Source organism: Marinobacter halophilus (assembly GCF_003007685.1).
Lineage (GTDB): Bacteria > Pseudomonadota > Gammaproteobacteria > Pseudomonadales > Oleiphilaceae > Marinobacter > Marinobacter halophilus.
The window spans coordinates 470248-482872 of record NZ_PXNN01000011.1; the positions used below are offsets into that span (position 1 = coordinate 470248).

13 protein-coding genes are annotated in these 12625 nt (G+C 58.8%); 9 read left to right on the plus strand and 4 right to left on the minus strand.

What is annotated here, in order from left to right; genetic code table 11:
- Window positions 1-1746: a C4-dicarboxylic acid transporter DauA gene (dauA, locus tag C7H08_RS08560; RefSeq protein WP_106671309.1), complete on the minus strand. Its 1746-nt coding sequence runs from the start codon at window positions 1744-1746 to the stop codon at window positions 1-3.
- Window positions 1747-1844: 98 nt separating this feature from the next.
- Between dauA and C7H08_RS08565 the strand changes: the two genes are divergently transcribed.
- From C7H08_RS08565 to C7H08_RS08575, 3 genes are read left to right on the plus strand one after another with little or no spacing between them, the layout of a single operon-like run.
- Complete coding sequence (locus tag C7H08_RS08565; protein ID WP_106671559.1) at window positions 1845-2033, plus strand: CopG family transcriptional regulator; 189 nt, start codon at window positions 1845-1847, stop codon at window positions 2031-2033.
- An 11-nt stretch (window positions 2034-2044) separates the two neighbouring features.
- A complete protein-coding gene (locus C7H08_RS08570) occupies window positions 2045-3064 on the plus strand; it encodes a ChaN family lipoprotein (RefSeq protein WP_106671310.1) in 1020 nt (339 codons plus the stop codon).
- A 38-nt stretch (window positions 3065-3102) separates the two neighbouring features.
- Complete coding sequence (locus C7H08_RS08575) at window positions 3103-3810, plus strand: SIMPL domain-containing protein (RefSeq protein WP_106671311.1); 708 nt, start codon at window positions 3103-3105, stop codon at window positions 3808-3810.
- 17 nt (window positions 3811-3827) lie between these two features.
- Here C7H08_RS08575 and C7H08_RS08580 read toward each other — a convergent pair whose 3' ends face one another.
- The 3 genes from C7H08_RS08580 to C7H08_RS08590 are packed head-to-tail and all read right to left on the minus strand — an operon-like array spanning window position 3828 to window position 6473.
- Window positions 3828-4895 carry a beta-N-acetylglucosaminidase domain-containing protein gene (locus tag C7H08_RS08580; RefSeq protein ID WP_106671312.1) on the minus strand — a complete coding sequence of 356 codons (1068 nt, stop codon included), beginning with the start codon at window positions 4893-4895 and terminating at the stop codon, window positions 3828-3830.
- Window positions 4892-5641, minus strand: coding sequence for an OmpA/MotB family protein (locus tag C7H08_RS08585; protein ID WP_106671313.1), 750 nt, complete (start codon window positions 5639-5641; stop codon window positions 4892-4894). The genes C7H08_RS08580 and C7H08_RS08585 overlap by 4 nt, the downstream gene beginning before the upstream one ends.
- Window positions 5634-6473 carry a motility protein A gene (locus tag C7H08_RS08590; RefSeq protein ID WP_106671314.1) on the minus strand — a complete coding sequence of 280 codons (840 nt, stop codon included), beginning with the start codon at window positions 6471-6473 and terminating at the stop codon, window positions 5634-5636. The genes C7H08_RS08585 and C7H08_RS08590 overlap by 8 nt, the downstream gene beginning before the upstream one ends.
- 96 nt (window positions 6474-6569) lie before the next feature.
- On the opposite strand from C7H08_RS08590, the gene C7H08_RS08595 reads away from it, so the two are divergent.
- The 6 genes from C7H08_RS08595 (at window position 6570) to C7H08_RS08620 (ending at window position 12618) form a co-directional block, all read left to right on the plus strand.
- Window positions 6570-7028, plus strand: coding sequence for an ATPase (locus C7H08_RS08595; RefSeq protein WP_106671315.1), 459 nt, complete (start codon window positions 6570-6572; stop codon window positions 7026-7028).
- A gap of 157 nt (window positions 7029-7185) precedes the next feature.
- Window positions 7186-8262: a TRAP transporter substrate-binding protein gene (locus C7H08_RS08600; protein ID WP_106671316.1), complete on the plus strand. Its 1077-nt coding sequence runs from the start codon at window positions 7186-7188 to the stop codon at window positions 8260-8262.
- A 102-nt stretch (window positions 8263-8364) separates the two neighbouring features.
- Window positions 8365-8910 (plus strand): TRAP transporter small permease subunit, encoded by a 546-nt coding sequence (locus C7H08_RS08605; protein WP_106671317.1) that lies wholly within the window; start codon window positions 8365-8367, stop codon window positions 8908-8910.
- Window positions 8907-10079, plus strand: a complete 1173-nt coding sequence (locus C7H08_RS08610; protein WP_243411422.1) for a TRAP transporter large permease — start codon at window positions 8907-8909, stop codon at window positions 10077-10079. Before C7H08_RS08605 ends, C7H08_RS08610 begins: the two co-directional genes overlap by 4 nt.
- A gap of 98 nt (window positions 10080-10177) precedes the next feature.
- Window positions 10178-11491: an SAM-dependent methyltransferase gene (locus C7H08_RS08615; RefSeq protein WP_106671318.1), complete on the plus strand. Its 1314-nt coding sequence runs from the start codon at window positions 10178-10180 to the stop codon at window positions 11489-11491.
- The gene (locus C7H08_RS08620) at window positions 11491-12618 is read left to right on the plus strand and encodes an NAD(P)/FAD-dependent oxidoreductase (RefSeq protein ID WP_106671319.1); all 1128 of its coding nucleotides are present in this window, start codon (window positions 11491-11493) and stop codon (window positions 12616-12618) included. The genes C7H08_RS08615 and C7H08_RS08620 overlap by 1 nt, the downstream gene beginning before the upstream one ends.
- Window positions 12619-12625 lie beyond the last annotated feature (7 nt).

Consider the following 12625-nt stretch of genomic DNA (forward strand, 5'->3'; position numbering starts at 1 on the left):
CTAAAGCATCTGCGGCGCAGTGCGCCGGGCCGAGACCGTCGTGAGCGCCTCGTCCAGGGTTGGATAGAAGCTGCTGACGCCTGGTTCTGGTTTAAGCCCGGCCCGGGCCAGAGTCCGTAATGGCTGGAACTGAAGATCCGCAATCACCACTTCGGTGCCGGTTTCCCGGCAGCTGTCGATCAGCTTGTTGAGCGCCGCCAGGCCACCGGCATCCAGCACGGTCACGCCGTCCATGTACAGCACAAAGCCCCGGGTTTGCCGGGACAGCTCTGCCAGCTCGCCAAACACCCGGTCTGCGGCGGCGAAGAACATGGGGCCGTTGATTTTGAACACGCGCCAACCCGACGGCAGCCCGACCTGCCGCACCCGCTTGTTGTCGGTAATGTCAGTGACCTTGGTCATCTGCGCCATTTCACGCATGAACAGCACGGCGGCCAGCAACACCCCGGTGGTGATGGCAATCACCATGTCCAGCACCACGGTCAGGCTGAAGCAGGTCAGAAACACCAGCACATCACTGCGGGGTGCGGTTTTCAGCAGATGTACCGCTTTGGGGGCTTCACTCATGTTCCAGGCCACCATGACCAGCAGTGCCGCCATGGCGGGCATCGGCAGGTACGCAAGAATGCCGGCCAAAGACACCAGCGCCAGCAACACCACCAAAGCGTGGATCATACCAGCCACCGGCGACTCGGCCCCGGCCCGGTAATTGGCAGCCGAGCGGGCAATCGCTGCGGTCGCGGTGATACCGCCAAAGAAGGGCACCAGGATGTTACCGATGCCCTGCCCCATCAGCTCGCTATTTGCACTGTGGCGCTTGCCGGTTATACCGTCCAGCACCACCGCGCACAACAGGGATTCAATGGCGCCGAGCATGGCAATGGCGAACGCAGCGGGCAGCAGCACTTGTATCAGACTCCAGGAGAACCCCACTGGCTCGCCCTGAGCGTTCAGTTGCTGCCAGGGCCAGATAAATTCAGGCAAAAACGGAGGGATGCCCGCGCCGGTGCTGCCATCCGGCAACAGATAGCTGAACCGGGAACCGATGGTCTCGATGCCGGCCCCATTGGCGTTCAGCCAGAGCGCCAGAAAGCTACCGATGATCACTGCCGGCAGATGCGGCGGCACCGCGGTCTTGAACCTCGGCCAGATTAGCATGACCGCCAGGGTGACGGTCGCCACCAGCGTACTCATGCTGTCCAGCGCCGGCAGCTGTTGGGCCAGCAGCGCCAGCTTATCCCAGTAGTGCTCGGGCATGGCCTCGACGGTAAGGCCAAAGAAATCCCCCACCTGCAAGGTAACAATCACCACCGCAATGCCGCCGGTAAAACCCAGGGTGACAGACTCCGGTATATACTCGATAAAGCGGCCCAAGCGCATCACCGCCATGATCACCAGCAGCACCCCTGACATCAGGGTGGCCAGAAGCAAGCCGCCCAGGCCGTAATTCTGGGCAATGGGGTAAAGTATCACCACGAAGGCCGCGGTCGGGCCGGAGATGCTGTAGCGGCTGCCGCCGAACAGGGCAATGACAAACCCGGCGATAAACGCCGTATACAGGCCATACTGAGGCGCAACACCACTGGCGATCGCCAGGGCCATGGCAAGCGGAATGGCAATGATGCCAACGGTGACCCCGGCCATCAGATCTTTCAGGAACCGGCCACCGGTGTAACGTTCATCCACACAGGCTTCGCGGAAAGCGTGGGCGAATCTCAGTGAAAACAGATGGGCGCGATGCGACATGGGCCAGTTCCTGGTTGCGGAGAATACGCCTTCATTATATGCTCAACCAAATTACACTCAATGTTAACCTGATTAACATACTCCGAGCACTGATACTTATGTCCAAGGAAAATCGAACCGCCCGCCTGACTTTGCTGATCGACCCGCAGAAAAAGGCCACTTTTGAGGAACTGTGCAAGGCCGAGGATGTCACCCCGTCACAGAAAGTCCGGCAGTTCATCCGGGAATATGTGGAAGAGAGGCTGGGCCCGGACTGGCGGGATCAGCGCACCCAACAATCTGACTGAGCGCCCGGCTTATGGCACCGATCAAACGACTTCTAGCCCCACTGACGCTGGCAAGTTTTACGGCCATCGCCGGCTGCGCCCAACTGTCAGCCCAGTCTGCGGCGGCCATTACTCCACCGGCAAGCCTCTACGACAGAGTTTTGATCGACAGCCAAAAGGCCCAGGCGATCAACCTGAGCCTTCTGGCCGACCGGCTGGCGCAAGCGGATGTGGTGGTGATCGGTGAATACCATGGCCACCAGGCTTCACACTTGTTGCAGGCACGCCTGCAACAACACTTGCATCGTATCCATCCGAGCCAGGTGTTGAGCCTGGAACAATTCACTATAGACCACCAGACGGAGCTGGATGAGTATCTTGCCGGCAACACCGGCGAAACCGAAATGCTGGAAGACGCCCAGGGCTGGGATAATTATCGGGGCTCTTACCGGCCGCTGGTGGAATACGCCCGCCATCACGACCTGCCGGTGATCGCCGCCAACGCTCCGGCCCAGGTGGTTCGTTGCGTCGGCCGCACCGGCCCGGGCTATCTGGACAGGTTACCGAGTGAGCAGCGGCTGTCTTTGCCGGCGCAACCGTTCCTGGACACCCCCGCTTACCGGGAAAAGTTCAAGACCGCGATCAGCGGCAGCCACGGCACCGGCGACCCCGCCATGGCCGAGCGCATGGACAACACCTACAAGGCCCAGCTGCTGCGCGACAACACCATGGCCATGCGCATTTTGCAGGCCCGGGATGACTACCCGGAACATCAGATTGTGCACCTGACCGGGACCTTCCACAGTGAGGAACGGCTTGGTACGGTCGCGCTGCTTGAGCAACTCGCGCCCGATCTTTCCGTGGTAGTGATCAGCCCGGTGTTCTGGCCGGCGGATTCATCAGCGCCTCCACTGGCGGGCAACCTGGGCAAAGGCGATTATGTGTACCTGATCCAACCGCTGCCCCCGGAATACCGGGACCGAAACCGTCAGCTCAGCGCCATGCAAGAACGTTTCAGCAGCCGCCCGGACACCAGCTGCGACACGGATTGATCACCAGCCTTCAGGCCTTTCAGATAAGGAACTGCCCCATGAAAGTTATCGTTGCCATTATCCTTGGCATGAGTCTTATCCTCTCCGCCTCGCTGCTGAGAGACGGCCTGACCGGCCTGAAAACCGGAGATCGCTACGTCACCGTCAAAGGCGTTGCCGAACGGGAAGTGCAAGCCGACCTTGCGCTCTGGCCGATACGCTTTGTCGCCACCGGCAACACCCTGGAACAAGCCCAGGAACAAGGCCGCAGCAGCCGCGAAGCGATCTTCGCTTTCCTGAAACTGCAGGCCATCGACAAAGACGCAGTGGAACTGCAGCGGCTGGATGTTACCGACACCCGCGCCAACCCCTACCAGGGCGAAGGCGAGCAAAAGTTCATTATCAACCAGACTCTGATGGTGCGCAGCACCCAGATCGATCGTATCCGCCAGGCGGCCCAGAACGTCAGCGAGCTGGTCGATTCCGGGGTATTGTTGACCACGGACTACGGCCCTGGCGGCCCGACCTACCTGTTCAGCGGCCTGAATGACATCAAGCCGGAGATGATTGCCGAAGCCACCGCATCTGCCCGTGAAGCGGCCCAGCAGTTTGCCCGGGATGCCAACGCCAGCGTTGGCGGCCTGCGCAGGGCCAATCAGGGCGTGTTCCAGATTCTGGCAAGAGATCAGGCACCCGGCGTGTCAGAACAGCAGCAGCCGGTGAAAACGGTGCGGGTAGTATCTACCGTCGATTATTATCTGGAGTAACGATCCGGCCTGAACCGCTATTGGGTTTGCACCATCTCGTCCGTTACCTGATAGTCACCGGCCAGCCAGCGCAGAATTTCGTTGGCGGCCGGGTGATCAAAGCCATCGTAGGTGTGGATCAACGCCTGCTTGCGTTCGGTACTGATACGCTCCAGCCCGGCATCCTGCAGCGTCAGTAAGTCTTTGTGCAGCTGACTCCCCAGATCAACCCCCAGTATCTCCCGGGCGGCTTGGTGAAAAGCCTGACCGTACTGATAGTTCGGCCCCAGCCGGTAGGATTCCGCCAGCGTCAGTGCAGGAATGGCAGTCAATGCCGGCTGCAGCGCCGGATTGATGGCATGACCCGACAGGTGCGCCGCATTGGCCGCAGGCCGCCCGGTAAATCCGCGCAAGTGCAGGTGCCGCGACATCCGGTCGCCATCGTTGACCGGGTAGTTGTCCCACAGCACCGGCTTGCGCCCCAGGCGATCGGTTACTCGCTTCAGGTGGCCGGGCGAGATTTCCCGTGAACACACTTCCTCACCGGTCCAGAACACCCTGACCTCTTTGGGCAACTCGGCGCCCAGGGTTTCAAGGTAATCGGCGGGCCGTTCGCCAAATACCCGGTCGAGCACCGGATCATCGGAATAGTAGGTGGGGCAGACACTGATCGTCGACGCTTTGCTATGGTCTCTGATCCAGCGGACGATATCGGCCTGAGTGCTGGCCAAAGCCGGAATTTCGGAGCGCATGTCATCAAACAGGATGGCCAGCTCCTGTATGCCAATCCGGTCCAGTGCTTTGAGCTTGGCATCCAGCGCCTGCCGGGCAGCGTCATCAAACCGGTTGAAGATTTCAAAGGGGCTCAGCCCCACACCAAAGCGAACACCCTGGCGCCGGCACAAGCGGGCGAAGTCCTCCAGCTCATCCGCCTGATCAGCCGGATGAGGTTCCTGCCAACGTCGCCGCAGATAGGGGTCGGCCTTGGGCGCATACAGATAGAAGCCATAGCCATGGGCCGCCAGCAAAGTCATCAGATGACGCCGCTCAGACCAGGTCCACATCGGCCCATAAAACCCCTCAATCACTCCCAGTTCAACCGTCATCGTCTGCTCGCTCCCTGATCAACCTGTCCGTTCATGATAGAACTATCTTCAAGAATTATCTCGACCCGCCGGTTCCGGGCGCGCGCCTGCTCGGTATCATTTCGGTTCAGAGGGCGGGTGTCAGCGAAGCCGGCAGCCTGTAATCGATCGCGAGCAACTCCGGCGACCTCAAACAGACGCACCACACTGCCTGCCCGGGCCGATGACAATTCCCAGTTGGAGGGAAAGCGGGGCGTCTGAATTGGCAGGCTGTCGGTATGGCCGGCCACGGTGACCTGGTAGTCAGATTCGGCCAGCAGCGGCACCAGGTTTTCCAGTTGCCGCACCCCCTCCAAAGACAACTCGACCTCACCAGAGCCAAACAGGATATCGTTGCTGATCCGGAAGCGAACACCGTCCCGCTGAGAAACCACGCTAATGTCGTCGCTCAGACCGGCCGCCTGCAGGGCTGCCCGGGCCCGGGCGGCAAACGCTTCGGACTCAATAGATGACAACTCCAACTCTGACTCCAGATCGGTTATCTGCGCCACGGCAGGCGCGGTTGCGGCCACACTCGCCTGCTCACCGGACAAATCCGGGGAGCCCCCGGACAACGCCAGCATCACCACGAACATCACCAGCAGCAGCGTAATCACATCCAGATAGGTCACCAGCCAGCTGTCTTCCTCCGTGCTGTGGGTAACCGGAATCCGCAGGTAGTCGGCACGTCTCGCCGCACCGGTGGTGGCATGCCCCAGTTCAGACATCGGCCGCTCCACCCGCACGCCCGGACTTACCCCGCACTCCGGCGCCAGTGGCTGCCGGGCGCATGTCGCGAAGTTCGTCTTCGTAGCTGGCCACAAACGATTTCAGGGTTTCCCGCATCATCGAGGGGCTACGTTTTTTGCACATCATTGAAATGCCCTGCATAACCATCCGCATCAGGATGATGCGCTGCTCGGTGCGGCGCTCCAGCTTGACCGCCACCGGCTTGAAAATCAGGTTGGCCAGCAGAATGCCGTAAAACGTGGTCATCAGAGCGATGGACAGCTGCTGGCCGATCACGGTCATGTCACCATCACCCAGCAGGAACATCATGTTGATCAGGCCCACCAGGGTGCCGATCATGCCGAAGGCCGGCGCGAAACTGGCCATCACCCGGAACAACTGGGCCTCGGCGTGTTCCCTGGCCCGCAGCCGGGCAACGCGCCACTCGAGGAAATCCATGATGTCTTCTTCCGGATTCAGTTCAATCACCAGCTGCACGCCGGAGCGCAAAAACGGATTGCGCACATGCTCCAATTCCCGCTCGACCGCCGGCAACTTGCCATCGATCCACAGCCGGGAAATTCGCACCAGTTCGTCAATGTCCTGTTGGGTGTAAAGCTTTTCATTACGCACCACGGTGCCCAGCAGCTTGAACACCCGCAGCACTTCTTTTAACGGAAAGGAGATAAAGGTCGCCGCCAGGGTGCCCCCGATAACAATCGCAAGGCCGGGCGCATTGAGGAACAGCATCGGATCCTGCGCAGACCACAACAGCACACTGGCCAGCAACGCCAGGCCTGCGACCATTCCGATAAGGGTAGAGGGGTTCATTTACATCTCCATCTGACACACATCAGCACCAACCCCGGCTAGACTGATAGGATATATCGGTAATCACAAATCCTATTCTGACGGGAGTATAACAACATGGAAATCAAAACCTTCGCCGACCTGATTGACTGGACCCGACAACTGCACGCCCATCTCGCCCGCTGCCTGCATGAGTCTGCCACACTGCACAAGGACGAGCGTGCCAGTGCGCTGTTGGACTACATTAGCCGCCACGAGCGAATTCTGGCCAGTGCCGTCGAAGAGTACGAAAAACAGGCCGATCCGAAAGCCATGCAAACCCGGCTCTACGATTACGGGGTGCACAAGCCCATTGAAAAGGAACGCACCTGCGACAGCCACTATAACGATCTGGATTTTGCCGGCATCGCCCGCGAGATTTTCGACTTTCACGATCAGGTTATGGAGCTGTATGACAACCTGATCGGCAAGGCCGAAATTCCTGAGGCGAAATCCCTGCTGGAAGACCTGAAATCACTGGAGGAACACGAAGCCATGCGCATGGCCAGCCAGATCGGCCGGATGGACGATCTTTGACGTTAGACCTATGTCGTAGATAGGCACATTTTTGCTGCGACCACACCTCCGTAGTTGTTAACCTGAACTAGAATTGTAGAACACGGTCGCTTCTTAACGGGAAGCCTGTTCTGACAGACTGAAAAAATTACAACAATGACAAGAGGATAGAAGAACAATGAAGATCCGTTCTGTTCTTTCCGCGACTGTACTGGCAGTAGCAACCACCTTTGCCGCCACGCAGGCGCTCGCGCAAGACACCTTTACTCTCAAACTCGCGGAAACCTGGGGTCCCAATTTTCCGATTTTTGGCGATGCCACCAAAAGCATGGCCGAAATGGCCGAAAAGATGTCTAACGGACGCCTGAAAATCCGCATCGATTCCGCCAACAAACACAAAGCGCCACTGGGCGTGTTCGACATGGTCAAGGCCGGTCAGTACGACATGGGCCACTCCGCCTCCTACTACTGGAAGGGCAAAGTACCCAACACACTGTTTTTTACCAGCATGCCCTTCGGCATGACCGCGCTGGAACAGTATGCCTGGTTCTACTATGACGACGGCATGGACCTGATGCAGGAAGTGTATGAGGCTCACAACATGCTGTCCTTCCCGGGTGGCAACACCGGCAACCAGATGGGCGGCTGGTTCCGCAAAGAGATCAAATCTCTGGATGACCTGAAAGGTCTGAAAATGCGCATCCCCGGTTTCGCCGGCGAAGTGTTCGCGGAAGTGGGCGTCAACCCCACCAACATTGCACCGGGTGAGCTCTACACCGCGCTCGAACGCAATACCATTGACGCCCTTGAATGGGTTGGTCCGGCACTGGATCTGCGCCTCGGCTTCCAGCAGATTGCCGACTACTACTACACCGGCTGGCATGAGCCTGCCACGGAACTGCAGTTCCTGATCAACAAGCGTGTGTGGGAAAAGCTGCCGGCAGACCTGCAGGAAATCTTGCGTGTCGCTATGCGCACGGCTGCCTACGACATGCTGATTCAGTCACAGCATGAGAATGCCAAGGCCTGGGCCAGCATCAAACAAGATTACCCGAATGTGCAGATCAAAAACTTCCCGGATGACGTCTTCCAGGCAATGTACGATGCCAACAAAAAGTTGCTCAAAGAAGCCGCTGGCAACAACGAGCAGGCTGCTCGCATCGTAGAATCTCTGGAGAGCTACCAAAAGGATTCCCGTGCCTATACTCACATTTCTGACAATGCCTATCTGAACACCATGTCGGAAGTCGAGTAAACTCTCTGCCTTGAGGTAACAGAGCCGGGATCGCTCGTTGTGGTGATCCCGGCTTTTTCATTTCACAGAAACTGACATCCGCTCGGCGGAGGAATAGGTTCCATGCGCTGGATTATCAAACTCGACAAGAGCCTGGCCTGGCTCTCCAAACTGTGCGGCTGGATCGCCTGCCTGGCCATGATCCTGATGGCCCTGAACGTGTTTTATGACGTGGTCGCGCGCTACGCCTTCAATGAAGTATCCATTGCCATGCAGGAAATGGAATGGCACCTGTATTCGGTGGTGTTCCTGCTGGGCATCCCCTATGCCTTGCGCACCGACGGCCATGTCCGGGTTGACGTCTTCTACACCCGATGGGGCAATAAAACCAAGGCCTGGATCAACATTATCGGCGCCCTGGCCTTTGTCATACCCTTTGCTTACCTGATTGGCCATTACGGCACCAGCTTCGCTCTGGACTCCTACCAGATGGGTGAAGGCAGTGGCGATCCAGGCGGACTGCCGCACCGCTGGGTGATAAAAGCGGTCATCCCGCTCAGCGCTGTGTTCATCGCTACTGCCGGGCTCAATATGGTTACCTACGCCATCCGGGTGTTGTCCGGAGAGAAAGGCTACGTTGGTGAGCACAGTGCGGGAGGTCTGGCATGATTGGTATGATTATGTTCGGTGTGGCTCTGGTCATGCTGATGTTTGGCTTTCCCGTTGCGTTTACCTTTGGCGGCGTCGCGCTGTTTTTTGGCATCTTCGCTGAGGGCATGGATCTGTTTGCGTTCATGCCTTACCGAATCATGAGTGTGATGCAAAACACGGTACTGATGGCGGTGCCCCTGTTTATTTTCATGGGCGTGGTGCTGCAACGCACCAGGCTTGCCGAACAGCTGCTGACCTCCATGGGCCGTCTGTTTGGTGGTTTGCCCGGAGGCCTCGCGATTTCCACCATTCTGGTCGGTGCGTTGCTTGCTGCCTCCACCGGTGTGGTGGGTGCCAGTGTCGTGGCCATGGGCCTGATTTCCCTGCCGGTCATGCTGGCGCACAAGTACGATACCCGCTTGGCCACCGGCACCATTTGCGCCTCCGGCACCTTGGGGCAGATTGTCCCCCCCTCGATCATTCTGATCATTCTGGGCGATGTCCTGGGCCTGCCGGTCGGCAACCTGTTCAAAGCAGCGGTCGGCCCCGGCGTGGTATTGATCGGTCTCTACATCGTCTACATTCTCATAATGACTCGGCTCAAGCCTCAGACAGCGCCAGCCATGCCCAAAGACGACACTCTCAGCCGAGGCCAGGAAGTCCGGGCGGCATTGCTCGCGATTATTCCACCGCTGGCACTGATCATTGTGGTACTGGGCTCCATCTTCACTGGCGTGGCCACCCCCACCGAATCCTCCGCACTGGGCGGCATTGGTGCGGTATTCCTCGCGATCATCTACCGCCAGTTCTCATTCAAGATGGTCTGGGATGCTGCCAGGGATACCGTCAGTGTTACCGCCATGGTGTTTGCTATCCTGATCGGCGCCACGGCGTTCTCCATGGTATTCAGCTACACCGGCGGCGATTATCTGCTGGAAGAGTGGCTACTGATGCTCCCGGGCGAGCAGTGGGGCTTTATCATCCTGGCCATGCTGGTAATTCTGATACTCGGTTTCTTTATCGACTTTGTGGAGATCTCCTTCATCATTGTGCCCATTCTGGCGCCGATTGCCGAAGCCCTGGGCATCAACATGGTCTGGGATGAGCTCCACCTACTGACCCCTCCAGGATCGGGCCAGTGGTCCGATCCTGGATTCTTGTTTGCCTCTTCTGCCTGTGAAACCTGACAAAACCTGATCGTTTTCTATACTGAGTTAAACACGCGACTCTCAGTTCCGCATTCGGGAAGACGCCGGGTAAGTCGAAACACAGGGAGAGAGGATTCATGGCACAGGGTACAGCCCGTAAATCAGACTATTCCGACAAAAACGACAAAGCCAACGTACTGAGCCTGCCGCTGGCCGCGGGCCAGGCCGATCGGGAACCGCACAGTTACGAGCGATGGCTGCTCAACAAACTCATGCGAATGGCAGGCTCCCCGCCTATCCAGTTCCGCCTCTGGAACGGTGACGTGATCGAGCCTGAGCAATCGCCGGCCCGGTTCACCTTGCACTTGAAGGATCACAAGGCGCTCTACTCGCTTGTCGCCAATCCCAACCTGGCCTTTGGCGATCTTTACAGTGCGGGCCGCCTGGACGTAGAAGGTGATTTGCCCGACCTGATGGAGAGCCTGTACCGATCGGTGCACGCCGCTCGCCAGAAATGGCCACGCTGGCTGGACGCATTATGGCGCAATCACAATCCCCGCTCTACCGGCATTGCCGAGGCCAAAGAGAACATTCACCACCACTACGATCTGGGCAACGAGTTCTACCAGCTCTGGCTGGATCAGGCCGAGATGCAGTACACCTGCGCCTATTACGAAAACGCCGACAACACACTGGAACAGGCGCAGTTGGCCAAGCTCGAACATGTTTGCCGGAAACTGCGATTGAAGCCGGGCATGACCGTGGTCGAAGCGGGTTGCGGCTGGGGTGGCCTGGCCCGATACATGGCTCGCCATTACGGGGTGAAGGTTCATTCCTACAACATCTCCCGGGAACAACTGGCTTTCGCTCAGGCTGAGTCTGAGCAGCAGGGCCTGGATAATCTCATCACCTATGTCGAAGACGACTACCGCAACATCACCGGTCAGTACGATGCCTTCGTCTCCATTGGCATGCTCGAGCACGTGGGCAAGGAGAACTATCCGGCGCTGTCGGAACTGATCAAACGCACGCTCAAACCCGGAGGCATTGCCCTGCTCCACAGCATCGGGCGCAACCACCCCATGCTGATGAACGCCTGGATCGAGAAACGGATCTTCCCCGGCGCCTACCCGCCGAGCATCGGTGAGTTCATGGCAATCTGTGAGCACAGCGACTTCTCCGTGCTCGATGTGGAAAACCTGCGCCTGCATTACGCCCAGACGCTGAACCACTGGACCGAGCGCTTCGAGGCCAACGCGGACAAGGTCACCGCTATGTACGACGAGCACTTCACCCGGGCCTGGCGACTGTACCTGGCCGGATCGGTCGCGGCCTTCCGGGCCGGCTCGTTGCAGCTGTTCCAGGTGGTCTTTACTCATGGTGACAACAATCAACTGCCCCAGAGCCGTCAGGATCTATATACCTTTCCGGCCACTCCGGAGGGCGCGTAATGGATTACTACGATGCCATCATCGTCGGTGCCGGGCCGGCCGGCTCTACTCTGGCCCGGTCGCTGGAAAGTTCCGGCAAGCATGTGCTGATCATCGACAAGCAAAGCTTCCCCCGCGACAAGACCTGCGCGGGCTGGGTCACGCCGGCGGTGTTTGAAAGCCTGGACATCAACCCGAACGACTACAGCCAGGCCCGCACGCTCCAGCCCATCCGCCGCTTTCGCATCGGCATGATGGGGCAACGTGCCGTCGAGAACGATCATGGCGGCATCGTCAGCTACGGCATCCGACGCTGTGAGTTCGATGCCTTCCTGCTGGACCGAGTGACCGCCCCGAAACAGCTGGGTACCCCGGTCAAAACCATCATCCGGCAAAACGGTAACTGGACCGTCAACGACCAATGGCAGGCGCCGCTGTTAATCGGTGCCGGCGGGCACTTCTGCCCGGTGGCCAAATTACTGGGGTCTGGCCCCGGCAGGCATGAAACGGTGGTCGCCGCCAAGGAAGTGGAATTCGAAATGACGCCGGAGCAGGCCCGCGCTTGCCAGACCCGTGGCGATACACCCGAGCTCTGGTTTTGCCGAGATCTCAAAGGCTATGCCTGGGTGTTCCGCAAAGGTAATTTTCTGAACATTGGCCTGGGTCGGGAAGACAATCTTCGGCTGTCAGACCATCTGGAGGCCTTTGTGGCAGACATGAAACAAACCGGGCGCATCCCCGCTGACCTGCCCGGTCGTTTCAAGGGCCACGCCTACCTGCTTTATGCCCATGCCGACCGGCCCCTGGTGGATGACGGGGTAATGCTGATCGGCGATGCCGCGGGGCTGGCCTACACCCAAAGCGGCGAAGGCATCCGGCCGGCGATTGAATCTGCACTGATGGCCGCCAAGGTGATTCTGGAAGCCGCAGACACGTCGGCTGTGTCCCTTCAGCCCTACGGCGAACAGATTACGGCCAGATTCGGCAATCGCATCTCAGAACAGGAACCAGCAGGGTTCGACTTACCGGAATGGCTGAAGCAACCCATTGCCAGCACCCTGATGCGCTCGCACTGGTTTACCCGCAAGGTGGTCACCGAGAAGTGGTTTTTGCACCAGCAAGTGCCGCCGTTAAAAGTGGCGGTCTGAAAGACAA